The sequence below is a fragment of the Nocardioides yefusunii genome, from assembly GCF_004014875.1.
Classification (GTDB): Bacteria; Actinomycetota; Actinomycetes; order Propionibacteriales; family Nocardioidaceae; genus Nocardioides; species Nocardioides yefusunii.
In genome coordinates, this window is sequence record NZ_CP034929.1 from 2,186,671 (window position 1) to 2,213,647 (window position 26,977).

The window sequence follows — 26,977 nt, forward strand, 5'->3', positions numbered from 1 at the left end:
GCGACTACCGCCCCCAGACCAGAACGGCCTGCACGAGCAGCGCGAAGCTGCCGCAGGCGACGGCGGTGAAGGACACCAGCGCGAGGGCCTCGAGGGCCTGCTCGCGCACCCTGGGGTCGCGGGACGCGCCCACCACCTGGGTTCCGGTGCGGTTCATGTCGTGACCCCCGTCAGTCGTGCTGATTCGTCGCGGTCGAGCCACCGGTGGTGGCCCTCGTCCGTGTCGGCGTGTCGGTCAGGTCCCTGCCCGCTCCCTGTGACGGGAAGTCCGTCTGGAACCGGGGAAGTGGTCCCAGAGGGAATCGCGGGGAGCGGGCTCGAGACCTGGCCCCACGCCGATCTTCTGTTGTGTCGTGCTGGTGGTACTGGTGGTGCTTGAGACGGGATCTCAGATCCCGGGGAAGACCTCGTCACTCAGTTCGGAGAAGACCTGCTCCTGCTCCTCGCTGTAGGAGGCCCATGCCTGGGGGTCCCAGATCTCGATCCTGTTCATCGAACCGATCACCACGACGTCCTTCTGCAGCGAGGCGTAGTCCTTGAGCATCGGCGGGATCGAGATCCGGCCCTGCTTGTCCGGCACTTCTTGACTTGCGGCCGCGAACAGCATGCGGACGTAGTCACGAGTTGCCTTGTTGGTCACCGGCGCCTGCGCGAGACGCTCGGTCAGCTTCGTGAAGTCCTCCAGTGACCAGATGGTGAGGCAGCGTTCCTGCCCCCTGGTCACCACGAGTCCTTCGCTCAACTGCTCCCTGAACTTCGCCGGGAGGAAGAGTCGGTTCTTGTCATCGATCTTGGGCGTGTAGGTGCCGAAGAACATCGGCACCCCCCTGCCTTGTCGGCGACTTGCGCCTACCCCTTCTCCACTTCGCCCCACAGTACTCCACAATCCCCCACCGTCAACGACTAACAACGCGTTGCGTCCCCAATTTCAATGACGAGCAATGGGGCTCATGTGACAGAAGGGGTAACACCGAAAATACGCGTCCCCGATCCTCGAACGCCCCTGAATTCACCAGCGAAATGGCAGGTCAGAAGGCATTTCAGCGACGGCCCCATTCCTCGTTGAGCAGGACATGCGAGGCTTTTCCGTCACTCAGGTGGAGTGCAGGTGGAGGAAGAACTCGCCGCACGCCCGTCGTGGAGCAGGGTGGAGCAGAGGGTGGGGCAGAGGGTGGAGCGGAGGCGGAGGACCACGCTCGCCGTCAGGAAGGACAGTCAGAAAGCATCCGACTCCCCGTCCGTCACGGATCGGAACGCGATCAGGACACGTCCATTACCGTGAGGCCCACCCCGGCGGAGCACGCCGGCGATGACAGGAGCAGCGTGAGCGCGACCGACGGCACCGTTTCACTGGAGCAGCTGCTCCGGATCACCGAAGGCATCCGGAACAACGTCGACCAGGTGGTCAAGGGCAAGGAGCAGGTGGTCACCACCGCACTCGTCGTCATGCTGTCAGGGGGACACCTCCTGCTGGAGGACGTGCCCGGCGTCGGGAAGACCATGCTCAGCAAGGCGCTCGCGCGAAGCATCGACGCCAGCGTGCACCGCATCCAGTTCACCCCGGACCTGATGCCGTCCGACGTCACCGGCATCTCCGTCTTCGACCCCGAGACCCGCCGGTTCGAGTTCCGTCCCGGCCCGGTGTTCGCCCACCTCGTGATCGCCGACGAGATCAACCGCGCCTCCCCCAAGACGCAGTCGGCTCTGCTGGAGTGCATGGAGGAGCACCAGGTCACCGTCGACGACACGACCTACCCGCTCGGCTCCCCGTTCATGGTGGTCGCCACACAGAACCCGGTGGAGATGGAAGGCACCTTCTCCCTGCCCGAGGCACAGCGCGACCGCTTCACCGCCCGCATCTCCATGGGCTACCCCGACCCGTCCGCCGAGGTCGCCATGCTCGCCGCCCACACCGGGCACGGCGGGGTCTCCCCCCTCGACACCCTGCAGCCCGTCACCGACGTCGCCCAGATGCGAGCACTGATCACGACGGTCGCGCAGGTCCACGTCTCCGACGCCGTGCGTCACTACGCCGTCGCGTTGGCCCACGCCACCCGGGTCTCCCCACACCTGGCGCTGGGGGCCTCCCCGCGCGCCACCATTCAACTGGTGCGTTCAGCCCAGGCCCTCGCCGCGCTGCGGGGACGCTCCTTCGTGCTCCCCGACGACGTGCGTGACCTCGTCGGCACCGTGCTGAGCCACCGCCTCGTGCTGGCTCCCGGCGCCCACACCACCGGCACCAGCGTCGCCTCCGTGCTCGAGGAAGTGCTGCGAACCGTCGCCGTCCCCACGCCCGCGCCCACCACCGCCGCCCCGGGGACGTCATCTCCGGCCACCGGGGACCCGACACGTGCGTGAGGCGTTCGCGTCCCTGACCCAGCGCGGCCGGATCCTGCTGACCTGCGGAATCGCGGTCTGCGGTGCAGCCCTCTACCTGGGCGACCAGACGCTGCTGCGGGTCGGGCTGCTGCTCACCCTGCTGCCGCTGTTCAGCACCCTCGTCATGGCCCGCGCCAAGTACCGGATCGCGTTGGAACGACGCACCACTCCCCGCGTCGTCGCCGCCGGGCAGCCTGCCCGGGTCGACCTGCGGATCATCAACGAAGGCCTCGTGCCTCCGGGCAGCATCGTGGTGGAGGAGGAACTGGGCTACGCCCTCGGCTCCCGTCCGCGGTTCCGGCTGCAGCGTCTCGCCCGGGGCGTCGCGCAGAACCAGTCCTACCGGGTCAGCACCGACGTCCGCGGCCGACATCAGTTGGGGCCGGCGCTGCTCCGCGTCAGCGACCCGCTCGGGCTGGTCGCGGTGACCCGCGGATTCCGCAGCACTGACTCCGTGGTCGTGCTCCCGCTCGTCGTGCCACTCGACGGCCTGCCGCTCACCTCCCCCTCACGAGGCACCTCTGGCGCGTCACGCAGTTCCACCCACGGCGACGCCGACGACACCACCGTGCGGGCCTACCGCCGCGGTGACGACGTCCGACGCATCCACTGGCGTTCGTCCGCGCGAGCCGGCGACCTGGTGGTGCGCCAGGAGGAGGAGCCCCATCGGCCCGCAGTGACGCTGCTGCTCGACGTGCGCGCGGCCGCCCACCGCGGCACCGGCGTCGCCTCGTCGTTCGAGGCGGCCGTACGGATCGCGTCCTCCGTACTGAGCCACCTGCTCACCCACGGTCAGGACGTCGTCCTCCTGGCCGGCGACCGACGCTCGGAACTCCGGGCCAGCGACCCGGGAGCACTCGGCCGCGCCCTGGAGGAGTTGGCGATCCTGGCGCCCGACACCTCGGGCAGGTCCCTGCCACTGCCTGCTCTCTCCTCCCCCGGCACACCGCGCTCCGTCGTCGCCGTGCTGGGTTCCCTCGACGACGCCGACCGCGCCGGACTCGCAGGAGCGAACACCCGCGGTTCCCGCGCCAGCGCACTCCTCGTCGATGTCGAGGCCTGGAACCCGAACCGGGCCAACGCCGACGTCGTCCCCACCGGCCCTCTCGGCTGGCGCGCCACGGCCGTGGGTCCGCGCAGTTCGCTGACCCAGGCATGGCGGAGCGTGGTCGCGTGAGCACGCCGGTCTCCCCGCGCACCTCCGACAACAGACGTTCCCTCGCCCATCATCTCCTCACCGCGGCGATCGCCGTCGCCTGCGCGCTGGGGGTCTGGACCGCGATGCTCCCGTGGTCCTCGCTCACCGAGGTGAGTGGGCACAGCGGCCCCGTGCTGTGGTGCGTCCTGCTGGTCGCCGCCGGATCATCGCTCGTCCGCGCCACCGGAGTGGGCGGCTGGGTCGCCCTGCCGCTCGGTTTCCTGCTCGGCACGGCCGTCCCGCTGGCTCTGGTCGACGCGCCTCCCTTCCCCACTCCGGCAGGCGTGCGCGCCCTCGCCTCAGCACTGGCCGACGACCTCGACGCCGTGGGGCGTTACGCCGTCCCGCTCTCGGCCGAGGGCGGCGACCTCGCCCTGCTCTTCACCTTGGTGGCGCTCGGCGCGATCCTGCTGCTCGACCTGTTCGTCGTCGGTGGCGGACGGGTGGTGCTGGGCGGGCTGGTGCTGCTCGTGCTTCATCTGGTCCCCTCCAACCTCGGCCCGGAGGCCACCTGGTCGCAGTTCGCGGCGACGGCAGCGTGGTTCGTCGTGCTGCTCCTGCTGGTGCGGGCCCGTGAGAACCTGCGGTGGGAACTCGTCACGCAGAGCCACTCCGCTGATGCGGGGTCCGACGCCGGATCCGGCGCGGGGCTCACCCGTGAGTCCGGGCAGCGCTCCCTGCTGGCAGCTGGACTTCCCACTGCCGTGGTGGTGAGCACCGCGACGATCGCCGTCTCCTGCCTCGTTGCCGCGCACCTGCCGTTGCCCTCGCGCGGCACCGACGGGTCCGGACGTGGCAAGGGCAGTGACGAGGTGACGGTGGCCAATCCGCTCGTCGACCTGCGTCGGGACCTGAGCCGGGGCCGGGACGTCGACCTGCTCATCGTCGAGACCGAGGGCGGGACTCCGCAGTACGTCCGCACCTCGGTGCTGACCCAGTACGACGGCAAGCAGTGGAGCACCGGCGAACGCGAGTCGTCCGCGGACCAGACCGCGGACGGGAACGAGCTCCCCCCGGTGCCCGGGCTGGACGCGTGGTCGAACGAACTGTTGCTGTTCAACGCCTCCGATGCGTTCCACTCCCGCTGGCTCCCTCTGCCCGAGCAGGTCCTGTCGGTGATCGCCGAGGGTGAGTGGCGCTACGACACCCTGACCCGTGACTTCGTGTCCTGGAAGGACGGGCTCGACACCACCGGGGCGTCCTGGTCCGCCGTCGCTGCGATCCCTGAGGTGGAGGCTGAGGAACTCGACAGCGCCCGGACCGGGATGCCTCCCGGGGGTCGTTTCTGGACCCGTCTTCCCTCCGACCTCCCGCCCTTGGTCAGAGAACTCGCCACGGAGGTGACGTCCGAGTCCGACACTCCGCTGCGCAAGGCCCGCGCTCTGCAGGCGTGGTTCCGCAGCGACTTCGAGTACAGCCTCGAACAGGTCGAGTCCGTCGGCGACGACGACCTGGTGGCGTTCCTCTCCCCCGAGGGCCGGGTGGGCTACTGCGAGCAGTTCGCGGCGTCGATGGCGCTGATGGCGCGATCCCTCGGCATCCCGGCGCGAGTCGCGGTCGGTTTCCTGGAGCCGGAGAGGATCGGAGAGGAGAGCTACGTCTTCTCCTCCCACGACCTGCATGCCTGGCCCGAGCTGTACTTCGAGGGCGCCGGTTGGCTCCGCTTCGAGCCGACTCCGGGGTCGCGCACCCCGGAACCGCCGCAGTGGTCCACCGACCCTCTGCCCGGCGAGTCGACCGCACCGCGGCCCTCCGCCTCGGCCAGGCCGAGCGCCAAGCCGAGTGCCAAGCCGTCACCGTCGGCGCGTCCCAGCGCCACTCCCCGTCCAGGGGGCGGGGCCACTGGTCGTGACCAGGGTTCCTTCGTGGACGCGCGTGTGCTCGGGTGGACCGCTGGCGTGCTGGTTGTCATGGGCGCGGCGGCGGCACCGGCTCTGATCCGCCGTCGTCGACGGGCGGACCGTCTGGCCGGTGACGACGCCGAACAGTGGTGGTCCGAGCTCCGCGACATTGTCCTCGACCTCGGTGGTTCCTGGCCTGCGGGCAGGTCGCCCCGACAGAACGCGGACGCGGTGCGGGTCTTCGACCCCGCGACCGACGACGCGGCTCTCGGGCGTCTGGTGGCGGTGCTGGAGGTGTCGCGCTACGCCCCCGCCGGGACCGTGGCCGAGGGCTCACCCGCCGACGGCGCCGCGTTGGTCGACCCGCTGCGGGACTCGCTGTTCGCCCACCGTTCCCGGGCCGCCCGGCTGCGCGCGACGCTCCTGCCCCGGTCGCTGTTCCGACGAAGGGCCTGAGCCGGTCGCTGGCCCCGGACATGAGTTGAGCCCCACCCGACAGTGTCGGGTGGGGCTCAACTCTTCAGGCAGATGAGTCAGGAGCGACGATCAGTAGCCGTCGCGGCGACGACGCCAACGCTCTTCCATCCGGTCCATGAAGGACGAGTGGGACTGGCCTCCCTGACGCGGCGAACGGCCCTGGCGCTGACGCCCGGCAGGACGACCACGGCGGCCTCCGTCGATCACGCTGAACCCAGCGGCGTTTCCTGCCGCGGGCGCGGAGAAGGGCGTCGGCTCGGCGGGGGTCGAGGGTGCACGCAGGGCAGTGACGCCGAACATCGCGGACCCAAGCATCACCACGAAACCGAGAATGCCGACCAGCCACTGGGCCGCAATGGCACCGGTCATGAGCAGGACGACGCCGACCACGAACGCGGCAGCGGCAATCAGTGCGCGGCGACGTGCAGCGCGGCGGAACGGGGTCCCTCGCAGCGTGCTGGCGAGCTTGGGGTCCTCCTCCACCAGAGCGCGCTCCATCTGCGCAAGTACACGCAGTTCCTCTTCGGAGAGCGGCACAGTTCCTCCCGACGGGGTTCGAAGAGCGGTGGTTCCGCCTCAACGAGTCTAGGCAGCGGTCAGGGACCACGGTAGCCGCCACTGTGAAATCTTCACCAAGCCACCTCACAAGGGTGGCCGTTCCGCAACCTTCGCGGCGGACGGTCACCGCGCCAGCAGGCTCGCCGGCCCCACGACGGCGCTCCCGAACCTGCGTGCGGCGGCGTCGACCGCTCGCTCTGCGTCGCTCCAGCCCTGTTCGCGTTGCCCCAGCTCCATCTGGGTCTGGACCCGGGAACGTGGGACCAGGCCGCTGACCCGTACCCCGACCAGACGCACCCGGGCCCGTTGCAGTCCCAGCTGACGCAGCAGGGCGACCGCGGTGCGGTGAATCTCGAGCGTGACATCGGTGGGTTCGGAGACCGTCCGGGACCGGGTGATCGTGGTGAAGTCGGAGAACCTGACCCGGATCGTCACGGTGCGTCCGGCGACGCCCCCGGCCCGCATCCGGGTGGCCACCTTCGCGGAGAGGCGCAGGAGTTCCCGTTCGGTGACAGAGGCGTCGATGACGTCGTGCTCGAAGGTGTGGTCGGCGCCCACGGACGCTTCAGGGGCGTGCGGACCCGACTTCGCCACCACCACGCGCCGGTCCACGCCGTGGGCCAGCTCGTACAGATGGGTGCCGACTGCCGCTCCGAGAGCACGGTGCAGGGTCGGCAACGGGGTGCGGGCCACCTGCCCGACGGTGCGCAGCCCGAGTCGGTGCAGCAACGTGCGGGTCTTCTCCCCCACTCCCCAGAGCTCGCCGACGTCGAGGGGGTGCAGGAACTCCAGGATCTCGTCGGGGTCGACGGTGAAGACGCCGTCGGGTTTGGCGCGGCGGCTCGCGATCTTGGCGAGTGTGGGGCTGGGGGCGATCCCCACCGAGCAGGTGATCCGTTGCTCGTCGTGGATCCGTGAGCGCAGCCACTCCGCGATCCGACGAGGACTCCCCCACTGCCGGGCGCTGCCGGAGACATCGAGGAAGGCTTCGTCGACCGAGACCATCTCGACGACTCCGGTGACCTCTCGGAAGTTCTCCAGCACCGCGGCCGAGACCTGGGCGTAGAGGTCGAAGTCGGGGGCGAGGACCACCGCGTCGGGGCAGAGCCGGCGTGCCCTGGTCATCGGCATCGCGGAGGTGACGCCGCGACTGCGCGCCAGGTAGTTGGCCGAGAGCACGACTCCGCGCCCGCCGCCGCCCACGACCACGGGCACCTGCGCCAGCGCGGGGTCGTCGCGGACCGCGACCGAGGCGTAGAAGGCATCCATGTCGACGTGCAGGACCGGTGTGCGGCACTCCGGGGCGACCAGGTCCGCGTGCGGGAGCGCACTCATCCCGGACTCCCCGCGCTGCGGTGCCACAACGACCGGGCGGGAGCCATGAGCGAGCCACCGGCCGGACGGACGTCGGCGTAGGGCGAGACCTTTGCGCCGCTGCTGTGGACCAGCACCCTGCGGTGCTCGGGCATCCCCGCGCTCGGCACGGGGGTCTCCAGCAGCGCCCGCACCGCCATCACTCCGCTCTCGGGATCTGCGGCGCTGCTCCAGTGCTCGTGAACGGTGTCGAGGGCCCAGGCGCCGGTGGCGCGCAGCGAGACCCCGCGCGGACCGGTACGACGCACCACGCCACGCACCAGCACCATCCAGTGCGAGAAGACCGTGGTGGCGTAAGGCGCCTGGACGTCCTCGAAGAAGGTGGCGTCGACAGGGCCTGTCGAGTCGTCCAGAGTGAGGAACAGGACTCGTCGACCGGACCGCACCGGCGGGGTCTGGGCGGCGACCTTGACCCCGGCCACCAGCACCTCGGTGTTGCTGCGGAGGGTGAGCAGGTCGCGACTGCGGACCACTCCGAGCGCGTCGAGCATCTCCTGCCAGGGCGCCAGGACGTGGGTGGTGACGTCGAGGCCGAGCACTTCCAGTTCGGCAGCAGTGCGTTCGGCGTCGGTGAGTTCAGGCAGGCCGCTGCTGACCACCTCCGTCTCCTCGATCCCGAGGCTGAGCTGTACCGACTCCGGTGCCGTCTGCCGGGGACGGGCGGTTCCGGGCGCGGCTGCACGGCGTGCGGCACTGATCCCCCGACCGCGCGCGGCCCGGTCCTCGACCCGCCCCAGTCGGTCCAGCTCGGCGACTCGCAGCAACAGGTCGCGGCGCGTCACCCCCGACGTCCCCGGCCCGATCCCATGGATCCGATCGAAGGCGCCGGTGAGCACGAGTCGTTCCACCACCGGACGCGACACCCGGGCCCGGTGCCAGAAGTCGGCCAGTGAGCCGTAAGGGCGTCCGGCCACGATCCTGGCTACTTCGGCCTCGTCGATCCCCCGCACCTCGGCAAGCGCCAGCCGGATCGCGTACCCGGCCGGGTCCGTCTCGGAGCGTTCCACCCGGTAGGTGGCGTCGGAGAGGTCGACGTCGAGACCCCGTACCCCGATCCCGAAGTGCCGGGCGTCGTCCAGGATCAGACGCTTGGGATACATGCCGGGATCGTGGGTGAGCACTCCGGCCAGGAAGTGGGCGGGCCAGTGGGTCTTGAGCCAGGCCGACTGGTAGGTGGGCAGCGCGAACGCGGCGGCGTGGGCCTTGCAGAACCCGAAGGAGGCGAAGGCCTCCAGCACTGCCCAGACCTCCTCCACCACCGCAGCCGGGTAGCCGCGCTGCAGGGCGCGGGGCACGAACCACTGCTTGACCTCGGCCATTCCGTCAAGGGTGCCCAGCGCACGGCGCTTCTCGTCGCCCTCGGCGTTGTTGACACCGGCGAGGATCGCGATGATCTCGATCACCTGTTCGTGGAACACCACCACGCCGTGGCTGCTCTCCAGCACCGGTTTGAGGTCGGGGTGGAGGTAGCGCGCCGGACTCCACCCCTGCTTGGCGTCGAGGTAGGGACGGATCATGTCGCTCTTGACCGGTCCGGGACGGAACAGGGAGATGTCGGCGATGACCTCCTCGAAGGTGTGCACGCCTGACTTCCCGACGAGTTCGCGCTGTCCGGGCGACTCGATCTGGAACACCCCCAGAGTGCGCGCGGAGCTGATCAGTCCGTAGGTGGCCTCGTCGTCGAAGGGCACGCAGGTGGGGTCGTCGAGGTCGAGGTTCACGTCGTCGACGCGGGCAACCTCGGCGACGGCGTGCGCCATCGCTGACTGCATGCGGATGCCGAGCAGGTCGAGCTTGAGCAGGCCCATCTCCTCGACGTCGTCCTTGTCGAACTGGCTCATCGGGTGTCCGACGCTGCTGGACTCCACCGCGGTGCGGTCCAGCAGGGTGGTGTCGGAGAGCAGCACTCCGCACGGGTGCAGGGCGATGCTGCGCGGCAGCCCGTCGAGCCGTTCGACCAGGGAGAACATCAGCGAGAGGCGTTCTTCGGCCAGTCCGCTGGCGCGGAGCTCGGGGAGGTCGGCCAGGGCGCTGCGGGCGTCGCGGGCCCGGACGTGCGGGAAGGCCTTGGCGATGGCGTCGATCTCGGCCGGTGGGACCCCGAGGGCAGCACCGACGTCACGCACTGCGTGCCGGACCCGGTAGGTCTCTGCCATCGAGACGCAGACGCACCGTTCGGCGCCGAAGCGCTGCAGCACGGCGTCGTAGATCTCGCCCCTGCGGGCGGACTCGACGTCAATGTCGATGTCGGGCAGTGAACGTCGCAGCGGAGAGAGGAAGCGTTCCATCAGCAACCCGTGCCGTAGAGGGTCGACGCCGGAGATCCCGAGCAGGTAGTTGACCAGGCTCCCTGCGCCCGAGCCACGGGCCGCTGCCCTGATCCCGAGCCCCCGCACGAGGTCGGTGACCTCGTCGACGGCCAGGAAGTAGGAGGCGTACCCGAGGCGGGCGATGACGTCGAGCTCGTCGTGGAGTCGCTTCCAGATCCGTTGCCGGGGTGACTGGCCGTAGCGCCAGCCGACGGCTGCCTCGCAGCGTGCCCGGAGCTGGGCGTCGGCGGGGCTCTCCCCCGCGACCGGCATCGGAGTGAGCCCGTCACGGCGCACCAGCTCGAACTCGGGGAAGTGGACGCTGCCGATGCCGAGGTCGTCGCGCAGGTCGAGGGCGCAACCTTCCGCCACGGCGCGGGTCCGGTCCAGCAGTGCGGAGGCACCGTCTTCGTCTCCGGCGGCACGGCAGATCTCCTCGGCCACCCGACGCATCTCGGCTCCGGACTTGAGGTTGCCCTCCGCGTTGGTGCGCTCGACGGTGCGACGGTCCAACGGGACCAGACGGCGGGCCGCGTCGAGGACGTCGACGACGAGGGCGTCGTCGCGGTCAGCGAACCGCACCGCGTTGCTCAGCACGGTGGAGGCACCCACGCTGCCGGCGAACCGGGCAGTGCGTCCGGCGTGGACGGTGCTGGTGAGAGACCACCCCCGGCCCCAGTCGAACTGCCTGCCGCCGCTGAGGTGGGAGACCAGTTCAAGATGAAGGCGTTCCCCCGGAACAAAGGACCTCCACTCCGCCCACTCCCGCAGGGCCTGGGACTCACTCCCCCGGGCGACGGCGTCACCGATCCCGGACCACGGACCCAGCAACACCTCGAGGTGCCCGTCACCGAGGTGCTGGGCGAGAACGTCGCGGGTCGCCACCGGGCGACCACGTTCGCTGCCCAGATGCGCCGCGGAGACCATCCGACACAGCGCCGCCCATCCCTGCCTGCCACGAGCCAGGAAGACCGCACGGGTGTGGTGCTCAGTACGGGCGGCGCCTCCCCGCACCGGGGAGCGGCGGGTCGCGGAGGACTCGTCGCGGCGCTGAGGAGGGGTGAGACCGAGGTCGACGGCAAGGTCGACTCCGAGCACCGGGGCGATCCCGACACGTTGGGCCGCGCGGGCGAACTTCACGGCGCCGTAGGTGCCGTCGCGGTCAGTGAGAGCAAGCAGGTCCATGCCGTGCTCGGCTGCGCGCTCGGCGAGACGTTGCGGCGTGGAGGCTCCGTAGCGCAGGGAGTGCCCCGAGGCGACGTGGAGGTGAACGAAGGAATCACGCACGGGCGCCGCCCTGCGCCGCCAGGCCATGGGGAAGCGCAGCGTGCGGGACCACGCCGAGGGCCTCTTCGACGAGGACAAGGAACCGATCCGACTCCGCCACCAGCGCCTCCGCCTCGAGAGTGGTGACGGCCCGCTCGGAGCCCGCCTCGGCCGCAGCACGCTTCGACGCACCAGACGCGTAGAAGGCAGCCCAGGGAGCGAACTCCGGCACGCACCGGGCCAGCAGCACCCAGACGTTGCGCGGACGACGACGCACCGCCCCGGGCACCTCGCGGACCGCGACCAGTGCCGCAGCCGCGTGCAGCGCACTGACGTGGGCGGCCGCATATCGCTCGGCGGCCGAGGACGCCTCGACGGCCTCGGCGAGCAACTCGGCCGCACGACGGAGATGGGTGTGGACCGAGGCAGGGAGCATCGGCATGGGCATCGTGAGTGTCGTCATCGTCTTCCCCTCCGGACGGGACAGATCTGGCTGGTGCGGGTTGGGCTGGGCTCGGTCAAGGCATGGTCGGGGTCAGTCCGAGCAGGAGACGAGCTGCCAGCGGCCTGCTGCGTGGTCGTGGGCGAGGTCGAAGACGCCGGCCCGGACCACCCGGCGTTCACCGGTGCCGATCTCGGGACGACGGGCCTCGACCCGCCAGACCTCGCGTTCGCGCAGCAGGTCGGCGAACGCCTCTGCTGGACCGCGCTGTTCAGCCGGGGCACTCGCAACGCCCGGAGCCGTCCGCCCGTTGACGACTTCGGTCCCCGCCACGGCTCGGGCGCGGTCGCTGCGCCACCACTCCCCGGTCTCGATCCAGTGCGCGAGTACGTCACGCACCTGCCAGAGCTGGCCACGCCACAGGAACTGGGCGGGCTCGGGCTGGGCAGGACGACCCTGACGCCCCTCCTCGGTCCGCACCTCGACCTGGTCGTCGTAACGCCTCATGACGCCTCCTGAGCACTTGAGCGACGATCCCGCGGGGCACCCCCGGGAGATCGATTCGAACATTTGTTCGAACTGCTTTCAAGGTAGGAGTGCCCTCCGACATCTTTGGTTCGCACCGCCACCGGCGACCCCCAGTCCCCCCGGCGAGCCCAGGGAAATGCAACGACGCCCGGCCTCCCACCAAGGAGACCGGGCGTCGCGAAGACGTCGACCGTGAGGTCGGAGCGAGGCTCAGACCTCGCGCAACCAGCCGAGGGTGCGCGGGTGCAGCAGCAGGACCAGCAGGCCCAGGCAGAGCGCGATCATCACGCCGGAGAGCACCTCGAAGAGCACCGGGATGCCACTGGCGATGCAGAGCACCGCAAGGAACGCGCCGAAGAGTGCCACGGCCGCGAGACCGATCTGGCCCCACCGGAAACCACCGGCGAAGAAGACCGCGAAGACCGCCACCAGCATCAGCAGCACCACGTAGGAGGTGACCACCACCGGAACGAACCCGGGGACCTCCAGATTGGCCTCGACCGCCTCGATGCCGCCCTCGCGCAGGATCGCGCGGGCACTGCGGTTGCCCTCCGCCCAAGCGAGCACGAGGTCGTCACGCATGATCCACACGAGCAGCGTGACCACACCGGCCGCTGCACTCAGGACCCAGGTGGCGGCCAGTGCACCGCGCACCGTGGACGGACGTTCGATCATCGAGCAACTCCTCCGACAACGGGCCACGACGCGGTGTCGGGCCCGCCGCCTACGGTACCGGCGCTGTGGTGCCGAGTCCGGAATCGGCACCCGGCAACCCGGTGCCGAGTCCGGTTCGTCCCCCCGGGCGCCGCCGGAGCACCTCCTACACTCCCCTCATGGAGATCTGGCTCAACCCTGCCTGCAGCAAGTGCCGTACCGCTCGTTCCGCGCTCGACGAGGCCGGCGTGGAGTACACCGTGCGGCGCTACCTCGAGGAGCCGCCCACCGCCGAGGAACTCGGCGCCGTCGTCGACCGCCTCGGAGTCGAACCGTGGCACGTGGCCCGCCCGAAGGAGACGAAGGAGGCCGGAATCACCCTGCCCAAGGACGCCGATCACCGCCAGGAATGGCTGGAAGCCCTCGTGGTGAACCCCCGTGCGATCCAGCGTCCGCTCATCACTGCCGACGACGGCACCACCGTGGTCGGACGCGACGAGGAGTCCCTGACCCGGGTGATCGAGGCCCAGCAGAGCTGATCCCGAGTCGGCCCCGACCCCCTCGGCTCGTTAACCTCAGTGGCATGCGAGTCGTGGTGGTCGGTGGCGGTTTCGGCGGCATGGCCGCGGCCGCCCGTCTGGCGAAGATGGGGCACCAGGTCACCCTGGTGGAACGTTCGACGTCCCTGGGCGGAGCGCTCGGGCGGATCGAGGTCGAGGGCCACATCTTCGACACCGGCCCCACCCACACCCTGCTGCCCGCCGTCGTGCGTGACCTGTTCCGCAAGTCGGGCCGTCCCCTCGAACGCGAGACCGAACTGGTCCCCCTCGACGTCGTGCGTGAACACCGGTTCGCCGACGGCACCCGCCTGCGTCTGACCGGCGGCTCCCGGGCTGCCCAGAAGGCTGAGTTCGAGACGCTGGCCCCCGGTCTGGGCGATGCTTGGGTGAAGCTCGTCGACCCCTACGGCACTGTCTGGGAACGACTGCGTCGGGACTGGATCGAGCGCCCCTGGAACCCCGACCTGGCACACCCCGAAACCACGCGTCTGCTCGCCGAGCGCGCCACGCTTGCCGCCCACCTGGAGCGAGCTCTCCCCGACGCCCGCGCCCGTCTGGTCGCGGCGCACCCGCACACCGTCGACGGACACGACCTGACGCGGGTGCCGGTGTGGGCCGGCATGCACTCCTACCTGGAGCAGAACTTCGGCGTCTGGACGGTCCCCGGCGGCTTGGGTGCGCTCGGTGACCTGATGGGGTCGCGGATGAAGACCCGCAAGGTCGAGGTCCTCACCGACACCGCCGTGCTCGACGTCGTCGTGCGTGAGGGGCGTGCCGTCGCGGTCCGTACCGCCGACGGTGAGATCGACGCCGACGCCGTGGTGGTGGGTATCGATCCCCGCCACCTCCCCTCGCTGCGCCGGTTCGTGCGTGGCACCGCCACCACGTCCCTGCCCGACCAACTGCATCTGGGGCTGCGTCCCGGCTCGGTCCTGGCCGACCAGTTCGGTGACGAGCTGGTCGGTGACCTCGTGCTGCACGGCCCGCGCGCCGAGGCCGACGTGGCCACCGGGCGTCGGGCCCGTCGCGGAGCCGGCGAACTGCTGCTGGTGCGCCCCAGCGGGTCGGCCCCCGACGACGGGCGGGCCGTCACCGTGGTCTCGCGCGGCATCGCGGCCGAGCAGGTCCTCGACACCCTCGCGGCCCGCGGTGTCGACCTGCGCGACGACATCGTCCTCAGCATCCACCGCAGCGGCACTGACCTGGCACAGACCTGGGGCGGCTCCCCGCTGGGACTCGCCTGGGACGGCCGCCGCACCGTACGACGACGGCCCGGTGCCCGGACCCCGATCGCCGGACTCCACATGGCCGGGGCGCACGCGACCCCCGGTTCGGGCGTCCCGTTCACCGGCCTGTCGGGATCGCTGGTGGCCCAGGCGATCGGACCCGCCTGAGCCGTCTCCCCCGAGCCATCTCCCCCGAGCCGCCCGCCGTGGCCGGGACGTCAGACGAGCAACTCAGACCAGCAACTCAGACCAGCAACCAGGTCACCCGCAGTGACGCCGTGACCTGACGTTCGCCGGCCTCCACCGGCATCGCGGCCAGTGCCATCCTCGCGCCGGCCGGGAACGGTGAACCTCCGCCGTCGCCCTCCACCACGGTCAGGACCTCACCGAGTTCCCGGCCCGAGAGCGCTGCCAGGTGCTCGGCGCGTTCACGAGCGTCGACGAAGGCGTTCTCGCGGGCTTCGAGCACGGCCTGGGAAGGATCGCTGACCTCGAGGTCGAGGCCGTCGACGCGCAGCCCGTCCCCCACCGTCTCCGCGAGTCGGGAGACCAGCGCAGACGCCACGTCCAGAGCCGGGCACAGCACCGTCACCTGCTGGCTCGCCTCGGCCCCCATCATTCGCCCGTCGTTGTCGTGGCGGGGCCAGACCTGCAGGCCGGAGGAGACGACCCGGCGGGCATCGACGACCTCCTTGGCCACGTCGAACAGACGGCCGACGGCGACGGCGAGCGCCTCGCTGGCCCCGGCGACCGTGGGGGCGCTGGCCGAGGCCGCGACCCTGAGCCGTGCGGCGTCCGGAACCACCGCCACCGAGCCGGTTCCGACCACGCTGACCGTGGCCACGGGAGCAGAGTGGGACAGGCCGCCGGAGGAGTTGATCGTCATGGAACGAGCGTAGTGGCGTGGACCACGCCCGTGCGGCCACGATGGCGCTCCGGTCCCGATGAGATCGCGGACAGGCTTCGAACGCGTCCCCGGAACTGCCGGATCGGGCATCAGTGGCTACGCTCGGTCCGTGCCAGCACACTCCGCCACCGCCGACACCCCCACCGACTCCACCTGGGACGCCGCCTCCTTCCGGGCCTCCGTCCAGAGCGTCCTCGACGAGTTCCTCGACTCCCAGGCCGAGGTCCTCGCCGATCTGGGAGCAGATGCCGAACGGCTCCTGGCCCGGGCGCACGAGTCCCTGAGCGGCGGCAAGCGGTTCCGTGCCGCGTTCTGCTGGTGGGGTTACCGGGCCGTGCGTCCCGAGGTCGAGAACCCCGAGGCACTGGTCAAGGCGTGCGCCGCCCTGGAGCTCCTCCAGGCCAGTGCGCTGGTCCACGACGACCTGATGGACGCCTCCGACACCCGTCGCGGCCGTCCGTCGAGTCACAAGGCACTGGAGGCCGAGCACGCCGAGGCGGGCTGGCGCGGCGACACCGTGCAGTACGGCGCGGCCGGCGCGATCCTGCTCGGCGACCTGTTGCTCGCCTGGTCGGGGCAGTTGCTGCGCCACTGCGGTCTGCCGATCGCTCAGGTGTCTGCCGCCCTCGACGTCTTCGACCTGTGCCGCACCGAGGTGATCGCGGGCCAGTTCCTCGACGTCTCGGTCCAGGCCCGTGGCCACGCCGGCCTCACCGAGGCGATGACGGTGCTGCGCTACAAGTCGGCGAAGTACTCCATCGAACGCCCCCTCCACATCGGTGCCGCACTGGCTGGTGCGGACGCCGCGACCCTGGACGCGATCAGCGCCTACGGCCTGCCCTTGGGCGAGGCCTTCCAGCTGCGTGACGACGTGCTCGGCGTCTACGGCGACCCCGCCACCACCGGCAAGCCCGCCGGTGACGACCTGGTCGAGGGCAAGCGCACCGTCCTGGTCGCGCACGCCTTGGCAGGTGCGACGCCCGAGGACGCGACCACGCTCGACGAGGCGCTGGGTCACCCGCTCGACGAAGCGGCTGTCGCCGAACTGCGTCGCATCATCACCGACTCCGGTGCCGAGGCCGCGGTGGAGGAGACCATCACGGCGCTCACCGAGCAGTGCCTGGTCGGCCTTGAGCGCGCAGAGCTCGCCCCCGGAGCGACGGCGGTGCTGCGCCGTCTGGCGATCGACGCCACCCAGCGTGCACTCTGACCGCACGCGCCTGTCGGCAGCGTCGGTTCAGTCGATCGCGGCGAGCCCGGGGACGTCCGGTCCCGGGCCGCGCAGCAGTGCCGCGAAGACCGGGAGGTCGTCGCGGCGGGCCCGCTCACGCAGGATCCTCAGCGTGACGCCGAACCACTTCTCGTCCTCGCGGGCGTAGGCACCCCAGGCGTCGAAGAGCAGCAGGGTGGGTCGTGCGATGTCGTCGAGCAGGTCGGCGAAGGCGTCGAAGTTGGCGCCGTAGTGCTCGGGGAAGGCGAAGGCCTCCCCCGCTGCGGCGAGGAATCCGGTGCGGTCGCCGAAGAACGCGCCGTCCAGGACGACGAGGTCCCAGCCCGCGGCCTCGACGACCTCACGCACTACGTCGACGCGCATGTTCGATCCCCAGGTCCAGACGTCGGGGCGTTCACGTCCGGCGAGCAGAGGAGCGAGCCCGCTCATCGTCGGATCCTCTCGAACGAGGCGTAGTGGTCGTCGGTCCAGTAGAACTCACCGCCCGCACCGGTGACGATGCGGCGCGCCCCGCGGTGGGACACACCGGGGGTCTCGACGGTGTACTCGCGGTAGTAGCCGCGGCGCTGCTGCGGGAGCACACCCTCGAAGTTGCCGAAGGACGAACCGTCCTTGGGGGTGTACCTGAAGGGGCCGCCGGCGTCGATCGCGGCGAGCACGTCCCCGGCCGGGTCGGGCAGGGAGGCGGCATCGACGTAGCGCAGGCCGTGCTCGTCGACGGCGGCGCGGGCCGGAGCCGACGGCTTGGCGGTCGGCTTGGCGGTCGGCTTGGCGGTGACCGACGGAGAAGCAGAGGGGCCACGCGTCTGGGTGCCGCCGGCCGAGGGCGAGGGGGTGCTGCTCGCACTGGGGGCGTCGGTGCCCGGCGAGGCCGAGGACGAGACGCCGGGCGAGAGCGAGGTGGCGTCGGGCGCGGGGGTGTCGTCACCCGATCCCTGGAACCACCAGACCACGACGGCCAGCAGGCCGGCGAGCACTGCTCCGAGGGTCGAACGGATCCCGGTGCGGCGCCCGCGGCCGCTGCTGGCCTGCGTCATCAGAAGGCCATCGCCTGGGCGCGGCGCTTCACCTCGGAACCGCGGTTCTCACGCAGGGCGTCGATCGGACGGCCCGGGAGCTCGAGGTCGGAGTAGAGCCACGCGATGATCTCGCGGTCGTCGTAGCCACCGTCGTGCATCATCGTGATGAGGCCGGAGAGGCCCTTGACGACCTCACCGTCCTGGAAGAACAGCGCCGGGATCAGCTGGCCACGTCCGGGAGACGGGACAGCCTGGGCCAGCTGGTGCTCACGGATCATCGTGCGCACGCGGCCCACGGAGACCGTGAGGATCTTTCCGGCGGCAGACCAGTCGATCCACTCCGGGACGAGGGTTTCGAGGTCAGCGTCAGCGAGAGGTGCGTCCATACACCCATCGTAGTGACGTCAGCCCCTCTCCGCCCGATCGGCGCGTGCAGGCACGTCCTCGCCGCACCCGTCACTACCATTGCTCCAGCGGTGGCCGCCGGGGAGAAGTTCCGGAGCACGACCCACCACCGCCCGACGATCTGGAGGTCCCCGTGGTGGAGTCGAACGAACACACGCAGCAGCGTGCGTCCGTGGACCCGCACGACCCGATGCTGGGTCGCGTGCTCGACGGCCGCTACCGGATCGAGTCCCGCATCGCTCGCGGCGGCATGGCCGCCGTGTACCGCGCCCACGACCTGCGGCTCGAACGCACCGTCGCGGTCAAGGTGATGCATCCCGGCATGGGCGAGGACCCCACGTTCGTGGAGAGGTTCGTGCGCGAGGCCCGCGCCGCCGCCCGCCTCACCCACCCCAACGTCGTCGCGGTCCACGACCAGGGCGACGACCACGGCACCCTCTTCCTCGCGATGGAGTACGTCCCGGGACGTACCCTGCGTGACGTCGTACGCGAGCACGCCCCGATGACGCCGGCAGCTGCGGTCGCGCAGGTCGAGCCGATCGTCCAGGCGCTCGCCGCCGCACACCGGGCCGGCGTGGTGCACCGTGACGTCAAGCCCGAGAACGTGCTGATGGCGCGGAGCGCACCGGGCGAGCCCGAACGCCCCAAGGTGGCCGACTTCGGTCTGGCCCGTGCCGTCAACACCGCCACCCAGTACACCGCCACCGGCGTCGTGATCGGCAGCGTCTCCTACCTCGCTCCCGAGGTGATGAGCACCGGACGGGTCGATGAACGCGTCGACGTGTACGCGGTGGGCGTCGTCCTCTTCGAGCTCCTCACCGGCCGCAAGCCGCACGAGGGCGAGAGCCCGATGCAGATCGCCTACGCGCACGTGAACACCGACGTGCCCTCCCCCTCCAGCCTCGTGGCCGGGATCCCGGACTACGTCGACGCCCTGGTGCTGCGCGCCTGTGCCCGCGACGTCGAGGTGCGCCCGTCCGACGCCTCGGTGCTGCTGCAGCACCTGCGTCGGGTCGGTCTCGCGCTCACCCAGGGCGTCGCTTCCGACCCCGAGCTGGTCGAGGACCTGCTCCCCCGACGTCAGTACGTCCGCCCGGAGCGGCCTGCCCAGGCGCACGCGCCGGTGGAGATGACCACCGTCGTCGGTACCGGCCTGACCGCCGCCGGCACGGGAGCCGCTGCCGCCCCGACCGAGCACACCAGCGTCCTGTCGGTGTCCGGCACGGGCACGGGCACGGGCACGGGCACGGGCACACACTCCTACCCCACCGACACCCTCACCCCGGACGCCGGGCACAGCGGTGCTGGCGGCGGCAGCGGCGAAGCCTCCCCCACCTTCGACGACCACCTCCAGGCTCTCGACGCCTCGCAGGGCCAGCGGCGTCGCCGTCGCGGCGGACCGGTCACGCTCGTCGTGGCTCTCGTGCTCGCGCTCGCCGTCGGCGGTGGCGCGTGGTGGTTCGGGATGGGGCGTTACGTCGAGACCCCTGGTGTGGTCTCCCTGACCTCGGCCGAGGCCGTGGAGACGATCACCGGCGCCGGCATGGTCCCGGTCGAGGGCGAAGCGGTCTTCTCCGACGAGGTCGCTGCCGGCGTCGTCGTCAGCACCGACCCCGGACCGGGCGAGCAGATCCTGCGCGGCGGCCAGGTGACGTACGTCGTGTCCCGCGGCCCCGAGGAGTACGAGCTCCCCGACCTCACCGGCAAGACGCTCGACGAGGCGTCCGCCGTGCTGCGTCAGTTCAAGCTCGACGTCGGCGAGGAGAAGGAGACCTACCACGAGGTGGTCGAGAAGGGCCGGATCATCTCCACCGCTCCCGACGCCGGGACCGTGCTGCACGCCGGCAAGGCCGTCGACCTCGTGATCTCGAAGGGCCGCAAGCCGATCAAGGTCAGCGACCAGACCGGCAAGGACGCTGACAAGGCTGCCGCGTCCTTCGCCAAGGCCGGTCTCGAGGTGAAGACGTCGAAGGAGTTCTCCGACACCGTCGACAAGGGCAAGGTCATCCGCCAGACCCCCACCTCGGGCACCCTCTACCGCGGCGACACCGTCACCCTGGTGGTCTCCGACGGCCCCGAGATGATCACCGTCCCCAACCTGCGCAGTTCCGGCGTGGCTGATGCCACCGCGAAGCTCGAGGCGTTGGGCTTCAAGGTGGTCACCAAGAAGGCCACCATCTACCTGGGTCTGCAGTACGTCGCGGGCACCAATCCCGGCGGCGGCAAGAAGGCTCCCAAGGGCTCCACGATCACGCTCGAAATCGTCTGAGGCAGCAGCCCACAACCGATTCCGTCGGGGCTCGCCGGGCCACCTACAGTGGCCCGGTGACACCGACTCCCCCCATCGACCCCCGGACGGCGAGCGCGGCCGGAGCAGCCTTCACGGCAGCCCGCACCAGCACCGATCCGCAGTTCCGCAACCCCGTCGGCACCCACGTCCAGGTCGGCAAGGGCCTGGTCGCCGGTGCGCTGGCCTCGGCCGACGAGTTGGGCGCCGAAACGATCCAGGTCTTCGTCGGCAACCCGCGCGGGTGGGCCCACTCGGCCGGTGACCCGAAGGTCGACGCCGCGTTCCGGGCCGAGACCGAACGACGTGGGATGCGCACCTTCATCCACGCCCCGTACCTGGTGAACCTCGGCTCGCCCACCCCGGCCACCTACGAGAAGTCGGCCGCGGTGCTGGCCCACAACCTCAAGCGTGCCGCCGAGATCGGCGCCGAGGGCGTCGTCGTGCACACGGGTTCGTTCGTCGACAAGGACGGGTCGCCGGAGAAGTTCGCCGCCGCGATGACGCAGGTCCGCGAGGCACTGCTCCCGATCCTCGAGGACCTCGACGACGACGGCCCCTCGCTGCTCCTGGAACCGACCGCTGGCCAGGGCCGTTCGCTGTGCGCCGGGGTCGAGGACCTCGTCCACTACCTGGGTGCCGTCGACCTGCACCCCAAGGCCGGCGTCTGCCTCGACACCTGCCACGTCTTCGCGGCCGGTGAACCGCTCGACGAGATCGGTGGGGCCACCCGTGCGGTGGACCGGATCACCGAGATCGGTGGCGTGGGCCGTCTGCGTCTGGTGCACGCCAACGACTCGATGGACGTGCGTGGCGCGTTCAAGGACCGTCACCAGAACATCGGTGCGGGCCACATCGGCGTCGACGCGTTCCGCGAACTGTTCGCGCACCCCGGCATGGCCGGCGTTCCGTTCGTGCTGGAGACCCCCGGGTCGCGCGAGCTCGGCAACGACGACATCGCCACGCTCAAGCGCCTGCGCGCAGAAGCCCTGTCGTGAGCACGTCCGGAGCTCGGGCCCGGACGACCACGGACACCCACGGGGAGGAGATCTCCGACGCCACCTCGGCAACCAGCCTCGACGACGCACGCCCCTCGGCGTCGCGTCGTACGGTGCTGCTCGCCACCGTGGCACTGGTGTTGGTCACCGCCTCGTGGGGCTCGACCTTCTTCCTGATCAAGGACCTACTCGACCGGGTCCCGGCCCTCGACTTCCTCGCCGTCCGGTTCCTGCTGGCCGGTCTGGTGCTGCTGGCCGTCTTCCCGAAGGCCGTGGGCCGAATGACGCGCTCGACGCGTCGTCAGGCCGTCGTGCTCGGTGCGCTGTACGGGTTCGCGCAGATGCTGCAGACGATGGGACTGGCCAACACCTCGGCCAGCGTCAGCGGCTTCATCACCGGCATGTACGTCGTGTTCACGCCGTTGCTGGCTGCGTGGCTGCTGCGCGACCGGATCTCGACGACGACATGGGCAGCCGTCGTGCTGGCCACCGTCGGTCTGGGCGTGCTGACCCTGCAGGGTGTCTCCCTCGGCACCGGCGAGGCGATCACGCTGGTGGCCTCGGTGCTGTTCGCCGCGCACATCGTGGCGCTCGGAGCATGGTCACGCCCCGAGGAGGCGTTCGGTCTCGCGATCATCCAACTGCTGGTGATCTCGGCGATCTGCTTCGTCTTCACCGCACCCAACGGCGTGGTGCTGCCCGACAACCGTCAGGACTGGATCGCGCTGGTCTACATGGCGTTGGTCCCGGCCGCGTTGGCACTGCTGGTGCAGACCTGGGCCCAGGCTCATCTGCCCGCAGCACGTGCCGCGATCATCATGAGCCTGGAGCCCGTCTTCGCCTCGACGTTCGCCGTCGGAGCCGGTGACGACGACCTGAGCGGACGCCTCCTGCTGGGTGGCGCGCTGGTGCTGGCCGCGATGCTCGTGGTGGAGATCACGCCACGCCGTACCCGAGAAGTGCATTCGGCCGATCAGGCCTTATGATCTCTGTCGGTCCTGCGATGGACCCCAAGCGTGCGCGGGTGCTCCGCGCCTCCCGACGCCGCCGGTATCAGGCAGGCAGGAGGCCACCGAGCACCCGCGCTGCTGTTTCAGCGCCCGCCCGGTCGACTCCCAGGTGTGTCACGGCGCGCACGGTACGCGGTCCCACGGCGCTGACCAGGACGCCCTGGGACTTGGCCTGCGCGACGACGGCCGCAGCGTCCGGGACCTGCGCGACGACGATGTTGGTCTCCACGCCGGCGGGGTCGACGCCCATCGCGTCGGCGAGCAACTGGGCGTGCGCGTGGTCGTCAGCGAGACGCTCGACGTGGTGGTCGAGGGCGTGCAGGCCGGCGGCGGCCAGGATGCCGACCTGACGCATGCCGGCGCCGAGGCGCTTGCGGCGCACGCGGGCGGCGGCCATCGCGTCAGCGTCACCGACGACGAGCGAACCGATCGGCGCTCCGAGGCCCTTGGAGAGGCAGACCGCCATCACGTCGGCGACCGCGCCGTAGGTACTCAGCGGGGTGCCGGTGGCGACGTGGGCGTTCCAGATCCGGGCGCCGTCCATGTGGATCTTGGTGCCGACCTCGTCGGCGAACGCACGCAGCCCCTGGAGGCTCTCCAGGGGCTGCACGGTGCCGCCGGCGAAGTTGTGGGTGTTCTCGACCGCGATCGCGGCCGTGCGGACGAAGAACGGTCCCATGTCGGGGGCGTAGAGGCCGCGGACGGCGTCGACGTCGACGAGACCCCGCGGGTGCGTCCACGTGCGCGTGGTGACCCCTCCCAGGACCGCGTGGGCACCGAGTTCGGCGCGCGCGACGTGGGCGGAGGACTCACAGATCAGTTCCTCGCCGGGAGCGACGACGAGACCGACGGCCAGGACGTTGGCCAACGAGCCGGTGGGGCAGAACAGGGCGTCCTCGTGACCGAAGAGTTCAGCGACGCGTTCCTCGAGACGACGGACCGTGGGGTCCTCGCCGTAGACGTCGTCGCCGACCTCGGCAGAGGCCATCGCGGCACGCATCGAGTCGGTGGGGGCAGTGAGGGTGTCGGAGCGAAGGTCCACGAGATCATTCACCCCACGAGCCTACGTGCGCCTCACACGTCGCACGTTCTTGCCGGACGTCATAGGAATCGGTCGCCATGGCGACCGATTCCTATGACGTCCCGGCGAGTGGGGTGAGGAAACGGACGAGCCCCGCCCCCATGACGGGGACGGGGCTCGCACGGTGAAGCAGTGTCGCTCTGGGCCGATCTCGAGCGATCAGGCCTTGCGGAGCATGTCGGCCACGAGGAACGCCATCTCCAGGGACTGGACGCGGCTCAGGCGCGGGTCGCAGACGGACTCGTAACGGTTGGCCAGGTCGGCCTCGTCGATGAGCTCGCCGCCGCCGATGCACTCGGTGACGTCGTCACCGGTGAGCTCGACGTGCAGACCGCCCGGCCAGGTGCCGACGGCACGGTGGACGTCGAAGAAGCCCTGGACCTCTTCCATGACGTCCTCGAAGCGACGGGTCTTGTAGCCCGAGGACGCCTCGAAGGTGTTGCCGTGCATGGGGTCGCAGATCCAGTTGGCCGCGATGCCGGAGGCGGCGACCTTCTCCAGGACCGGCTGCAGACCCTCACGGATCTTGCCGGCACCGAAGCGGGTGATGAAGGTGAGGCGACCCGGGATGTTCTCCGGGTTCAGCTTCTCGGCCAGGGCCAGCGCGTCGTCGGCGGTGGTCGTGGGGCCGAGCTTCACACCCAGCGGGTTCTGGATCTTGGAGAGCAGCTCGACGTGGGCGCCGTTGATCTGACGGGTGCGCTCACCGATCCACACCATGTGCGCGGAGACGTCGTACGGAAGGTTCGTACGGGAGTCGATGCGGGTCATGGCGTGCTCGTAGTCGAGCAGCAGGGCCTCGTGGCTGGAGTAGAAGTCGACGCGGTGGAACTCGTCCGGGTCGGCTCCGATGGCCTCCATGAAGGTGAGGGCGCGCTGGATCTCGGTGGCGAGCTTCTCGTACTTCTGACCAGCGACGGTGTCCTGGACGAAGTCGGTGTTCCAGGAGTGGACCTCACGCAGGTCGGCGTAGCCGCCGGTGGTGAAGGCACGTACGAGGTTCAGCGTGGCCGCGGAGTTGTTGTACGTGTCCAGGAGGCGCTGCGGGTCGTGGCGACGGGCCTCGGCGGTGAAGTCGAAGCCGTTGACGGAGTCACCGCGGTAGGCGGGAAGCGTCACGCCGTTGCGGGTCTCGGTGTCGGAGGAACGCGGCTTGGCGTACTGACCGGCCAGACGACCGACCTTGACCACCGGCACGGAGGCGGCGTAGGTCAGCACGACGGCCATCTGCAGCAGGACGCGCAGCTTGTTCTTCACGTTGTCGGCGGTGACGCCGGCGAACGTCTCGGCGCAGTCACCGCCCTGCAGCAGGAATGCCTCACCGCGGGTCACCGCGGCCAGCTTGGCCGTGAGGTCGTCGCACTCACCGGCAAAGACCAGCGGCGGCGAGTTGCGCAGGCGGGCAACCGCACTCGCGACTGCAGCAGGGTCACCATAGGTGGGCTGCTGCACTCGGCCGAGGGCGTTCAGGTCTTCGAGGCTCGGAATGGTCACGAGCGCAAGCCTACGTCCGGAGTGGGTGAATCCTTGACAGGCACCCTCATCGTGGGCGTCGTGCCGTCCCGTGACCACCCATCCCACGCTCGTGACACACCTGCGGCGTGTTCGTTGTCACGCTGTAACACACTCAGTGCTGTCCACGATGTGAACCCGGGCGCGCGGACGTCGAGCCGCCCCGGCGCACTAGCGTGGACCCCAGACACACACGGGCACAGACGGTCGGGGCACCTGATCGCCCACCGGCACCTCGAGGAGCAGACATGGGAGTCCTGGCTATCGACGCCGGCACCACCGGAGTGACCGCACTGGTCGTCTCCCCCGACGGGCACATCGTGGCCCGCGGCTACCAGGAGTTCGCCCAGCACTTCCCCGCCCCCGGCTGGGTCGAGCACGCACCCGAGGAGATCTGGCAGGCCTGCGTCTCCGCCACCCGCGAGGTGCTGACCCAGATCGACCGTTCCGAGCTCACTGCGATCGGCATCACCAACCAGCGCGAGACCGTCGTCCTGTGGGACCGCGAGACGCTCGGCTCCCCGCGTCGCGCGATCGTCTGGCAGGACCGACGCAGCGCCGAGATCTGCACCCGACTGCGCGAGGCTGGCCACGAGGGCCGCGTCAGTGAACTCACCGGACTGCGCCTGGACCCCTACTTCTCCGCCACCAAGCTGGCGTGGCTGCGCGAGCACGAACCCCACACCTGGTCGCTGGTGGAGTCCGGTCGGTACGCGGTCGGCACCGTCGACTCCTACCTGATCGCCCGGATGACGCGCGGCACCTGGCACGTCACCGACGTCTCCAACGCCTCGCGCACCCTGCTGATGGACCTCGAGACCTGCGACTGGTCAGACGAACTGTGCGAACTCTTCGGGGTCCCGCGTGACGCCCTGCCCGAGATCGTGCCGAGCTGGGGCGTCATCGGCGAGACCGACGCACGCTCCTACTGCGGTCTGACCCTGCCTGTGGCCGGCATCGCCGGGGACCAGCAGGCAGCGCTGTTCGGCCAGACCTGCTTCGAGGTCGGCGACACCAAGTGCACCTACGGCACCGGCTCGTTCCTGCTCACCAACACCGGCACCGAGGTGGTGCGCTCCGACGCCGGACTGCTCTCCACCGCCGCGTGGCGCAGCCCGTCGGGCGAGACCACCTACGCGCTCGAAGGGTCGATCTTTGTCACCGGCTCCGCGGTCCAGTGGCTGCGCGACGGCCTGCAGATCATCGGGGCGGCCGCCGAGGCCGAACCGATCGCACGCACCGTCCCCGACAGTGACGGTGTCGTCTTCGTCCCTGCCCTCACCGGGCTCGGTGCTCCCCACTGGGACCCGCACGCCCGGGGGCTGCTGATCGGGATGCACCGCGGCACCACTCGCGCCCACGTCGTCCGTGCGACGTTGGAAGCGATCGCCTACGAGGTGCGCGACGTCCTCGACACCATGCCGTCGGTCCAGACGCTACGCGTGGACGGCGGCGCGGCTGCCAACGACCTGCTCTGCGCGCTCCAGGCCGACCAGGTCGGCGTGCCGGTGGAACGGCCCGAGATCGTCGAGACCACAGCGCTGGGGGCAGCGTTCCTGGCCGGGCTCGGCACCGGTGTGTGGCCCTCGACCGACGCGCTGCGGGCCACCTGGAAGCTGCAGCGCCGCTTCGAACCGACCGGCGATCGCACCGCTGCTGACGCGGGGTACGCGAAGTGGCGTGACGCGGTGGAGCGGTCCAAGTCCTGGGCCTGA

Annotated in this window: 24 protein-coding genes; 10 read left to right on the forward strand and 14 right to left on the reverse strand. The window is 70.5% G+C overall.

Translation table 11 applies throughout. The annotated features are described in order from the left end of the window. Nucleotides 1-4: 4 nt before the first annotated feature. Both EOV43_RS15450 and mraZ read right to left on the reverse strand, forming a co-directional pair. Nucleotides 5-157 (reverse strand): hypothetical protein, encoded by a 153-nt coding sequence (locus tag EOV43_RS15450; protein WP_164878694.1) that lies wholly within the window; start codon nt 155-157, stop codon nt 5-7. 231 nt (nt 158-388) lie between these two features. Then, nucleotides 389-817, reverse strand: a complete 429-nt coding sequence (gene mraZ, locus EOV43_RS09900) for a division/cell wall cluster transcriptional repressor MraZ (protein ID WP_128221137.1) — start codon at nt 815-817, stop codon at nt 389-391. Between the two features lie 506 nt (nt 818-1,323). On the opposite strand from mraZ, the gene EOV43_RS09905 reads away from it, so the two are divergent. The 3 genes from EOV43_RS09905 to EOV43_RS09915 are packed head-to-tail and all read left to right on the forward strand — an operon-like array spanning nt 1,324 to nt 5,874. Then, nucleotides 1,324-2,358 (forward strand): AAA family ATPase, encoded by a 1,035-nt coding sequence (locus EOV43_RS09905; RefSeq protein ID WP_239022068.1) that lies wholly within the window; start codon nt 1,324-1,326, stop codon nt 2,356-2,358. After that, nucleotides 2,351-3,556 (forward strand): DUF58 domain-containing protein, encoded by a 1,206-nt coding sequence (locus tag EOV43_RS09910; protein ID WP_128221139.1) that lies wholly within the window; start codon nt 2,351-2,353, stop codon nt 3,554-3,556. Before EOV43_RS09905 ends, EOV43_RS09910 begins: the two co-directional genes overlap by 8 nt. Continuing rightward, on the forward strand, nt 3,553-5,874 hold the full coding sequence (locus tag EOV43_RS09915) for a transglutaminase TgpA family protein (RefSeq protein WP_128221140.1): 2,322 nt from the start codon (nt 3,553-3,555) through the stop codon (nt 5,872-5,874). The genes EOV43_RS09910 and EOV43_RS09915 overlap by 4 nt, the downstream gene beginning before the upstream one ends. 90 nt (nt 5,875-5,964) lie before the next feature. On the opposite strand, the gene EOV43_RS09920 is transcribed toward EOV43_RS09915, so the two are convergent. The 6 genes from EOV43_RS09920 to EOV43_RS09945 all read right to left on the reverse strand — a co-directional run bounded on the left by EOV43_RS09920 (nt 5,965) and on the right by EOV43_RS09945 (nt 13,047). Beyond that, the gene (locus EOV43_RS09920) at nt 5,965-6,432 is read right to left on the reverse strand and encodes a DUF3040 domain-containing protein (RefSeq protein WP_128221141.1); all 468 of its coding nucleotides are present in this window, start codon (nt 6,430-6,432) and stop codon (nt 5,965-5,967) included. A 144-nt stretch (nt 6,433-6,576) separates the two neighbouring features. Further along, entirely contained in the window at nt 6,577-7,788 is a 1,212-nt protein-coding gene (gene dinB, locus EOV43_RS09925; protein WP_128221142.1) for a DNA polymerase IV, read from the reverse strand. Continuing rightward, nucleotides 7,785-11,423, reverse strand: a complete 3,639-nt coding sequence (locus EOV43_RS09930; RefSeq protein WP_128221143.1) for a DNA polymerase III subunit alpha — start codon at nt 11,421-11,423, stop codon at nt 7,785-7,787. Before EOV43_RS09930 ends, dinB begins: the two co-directional genes overlap by 4 nt. Continuing rightward, nucleotides 11,416-11,865 carry an SAV_6107 family HEPN domain-containing protein gene (locus EOV43_RS09935; protein WP_128221144.1) on the reverse strand — a complete coding sequence of 150 codons (450 nt, stop codon included), beginning with the start codon at nt 11,863-11,865 and terminating at the stop codon, nt 11,416-11,418. The genes EOV43_RS09930 and EOV43_RS09935 overlap by 8 nt, the downstream gene beginning before the upstream one ends. Before the next feature lie 72 nt (nt 11,866-11,937). Next, nucleotides 11,938-12,351 carry a DUF6504 family protein gene (locus tag EOV43_RS09940; protein ID WP_206611307.1) on the reverse strand — a complete coding sequence of 138 codons (414 nt, stop codon included), beginning with the start codon at nt 12,349-12,351 and terminating at the stop codon, nt 11,938-11,940. Between the two features lie 231 nt (nt 12,352-12,582). Then, nucleotides 12,583-13,047, reverse strand: a complete 465-nt coding sequence (locus tag EOV43_RS09945; protein WP_128221146.1) for a hypothetical protein — start codon at nt 13,045-13,047, stop codon at nt 12,583-12,585. Between the two features lie 158 nt (nt 13,048-13,205). On the opposite strand from EOV43_RS09945, the gene EOV43_RS09950 reads away from it, so the two are divergent. After that, on the forward strand, nt 13,206-13,565 hold the full coding sequence (locus EOV43_RS09950; protein WP_128221147.1) for an ArsC/Spx/MgsR family protein: 360 nt from the start codon (nt 13,206-13,208) through the stop codon (nt 13,563-13,565). A gap of 44 nt (nt 13,566-13,609) precedes the next feature. Then, nucleotides 13,610-14,980 carry a phytoene desaturase family protein gene (locus EOV43_RS09955; protein WP_128221148.1) on the forward strand — a complete coding sequence of 457 codons (1,371 nt, stop codon included), beginning with the start codon at nt 13,610-13,612 and terminating at the stop codon, nt 14,978-14,980. Between the two features lie 76 nt (nt 14,981-15,056). Here the strand turns inward: EOV43_RS09955 and EOV43_RS09960 are convergent, their stop codons facing one another. Beyond that, nucleotides 15,057-15,698, reverse strand: coding sequence for an SIMPL domain-containing protein (locus tag EOV43_RS09960; protein ID WP_164878695.1), 642 nt, complete (start codon nt 15,696-15,698; stop codon nt 15,057-15,059). Nucleotides 15,699-15,828: 130 nt separating this feature from the next. Here EOV43_RS09960 and EOV43_RS09965 point away from each other — a divergent pair, with 130 nt between their 5' ends. Beyond that, entirely contained in the window at nt 15,829-16,929 is a 1,101-nt protein-coding gene (locus EOV43_RS09965) for a polyprenyl synthetase family protein (protein WP_239022069.1), read from the forward strand. A 27-nt stretch (nt 16,930-16,956) separates the two neighbouring features. Here EOV43_RS09965 and EOV43_RS09970 read toward each other — a convergent pair whose 3' ends face one another. Genes EOV43_RS09970 through EOV43_RS09980 form a run of 3 tightly spaced genes read right to left on the reverse strand, consistent with a single transcriptional unit; the run spans nt 16,957 to nt 18,355 of the window. Beyond that, nucleotides 16,957-17,379 (reverse strand): barstar family protein, encoded by a 423-nt coding sequence (locus EOV43_RS09970; protein ID WP_128221151.1) that lies wholly within the window; start codon nt 17,377-17,379, stop codon nt 16,957-16,959. After that, nucleotides 17,376-17,987 (reverse strand): guanyl-specific ribonuclease, encoded by a 612-nt coding sequence (locus EOV43_RS15590; protein WP_206611308.1) that lies wholly within the window; start codon nt 17,985-17,987, stop codon nt 17,376-17,378. The genes EOV43_RS09970 and EOV43_RS15590 overlap by 4 nt, the downstream gene beginning before the upstream one ends. Continuing rightward, entirely contained in the window at nt 17,987-18,355 is a 369-nt protein-coding gene (locus EOV43_RS09980) for an Rv2175c family DNA-binding protein (RefSeq protein WP_128221152.1), read from the reverse strand. The genes EOV43_RS15590 and EOV43_RS09980 overlap by 1 nt, the downstream gene beginning before the upstream one ends. Nucleotides 18,356-18,546: 191 nt before the next feature. On the opposite strand from EOV43_RS09980, the gene pknB reads away from it, so the two are divergent. The 3 genes from pknB to EOV43_RS09995 are packed head-to-tail and all read left to right on the forward strand — an operon-like array spanning nt 18,547 to nt 22,645. Further along, nucleotides 18,547-20,643 (forward strand): Stk1 family PASTA domain-containing Ser/Thr kinase, encoded by a 2,097-nt coding sequence (gene pknB, locus EOV43_RS09985; protein ID WP_128221153.1) that lies wholly within the window; start codon nt 18,547-18,549, stop codon nt 20,641-20,643. A gap of 56 nt (nt 20,644-20,699) precedes the next feature. Continuing rightward, nucleotides 20,700-21,659, forward strand: coding sequence for a deoxyribonuclease IV (locus EOV43_RS09990; protein WP_239022070.1), 960 nt, complete (start codon nt 20,700-20,702; stop codon nt 21,657-21,659). Further along, nucleotides 21,656-22,645, forward strand: a complete 990-nt coding sequence (locus tag EOV43_RS09995; RefSeq protein WP_239022071.1) for a DMT family transporter — start codon at nt 21,656-21,658, stop codon at nt 22,643-22,645. Before EOV43_RS09990 ends, EOV43_RS09995 begins: the two co-directional genes overlap by 4 nt. Before the next feature lie 67 nt (nt 22,646-22,712). On the opposite strand, the gene EOV43_RS10000 is transcribed toward EOV43_RS09995, so the two are convergent. Then, nucleotides 22,713-23,723: a threonine aldolase family protein gene (locus EOV43_RS10000; RefSeq protein ID WP_277745783.1), complete on the reverse strand. Its 1,011-nt coding sequence runs from the start codon at nt 23,721-23,723 to the stop codon at nt 22,713-22,715. A 186-nt stretch (nt 23,724-23,909) separates the two neighbouring features. Further along, on the reverse strand, nt 23,910-25,244 hold the full coding sequence (locus EOV43_RS10005; protein ID WP_128221154.1) for a class II 3-deoxy-7-phosphoheptulonate synthase: 1,335 nt from the start codon (nt 25,242-25,244) through the stop codon (nt 23,910-23,912). Nucleotides 25,245-25,510: 266 nt separating this feature from the next. On the opposite strand from EOV43_RS10005, the gene glpK reads away from it, so the two are divergent. After that, nucleotides 25,511-26,977 carry a glycerol kinase GlpK gene (glpK, locus tag EOV43_RS10010; RefSeq protein ID WP_128221155.1) on the forward strand — a complete coding sequence of 489 codons (1,467 nt, stop codon included), beginning with the start codon at nt 25,511-25,513 and terminating at the stop codon, nt 26,975-26,977.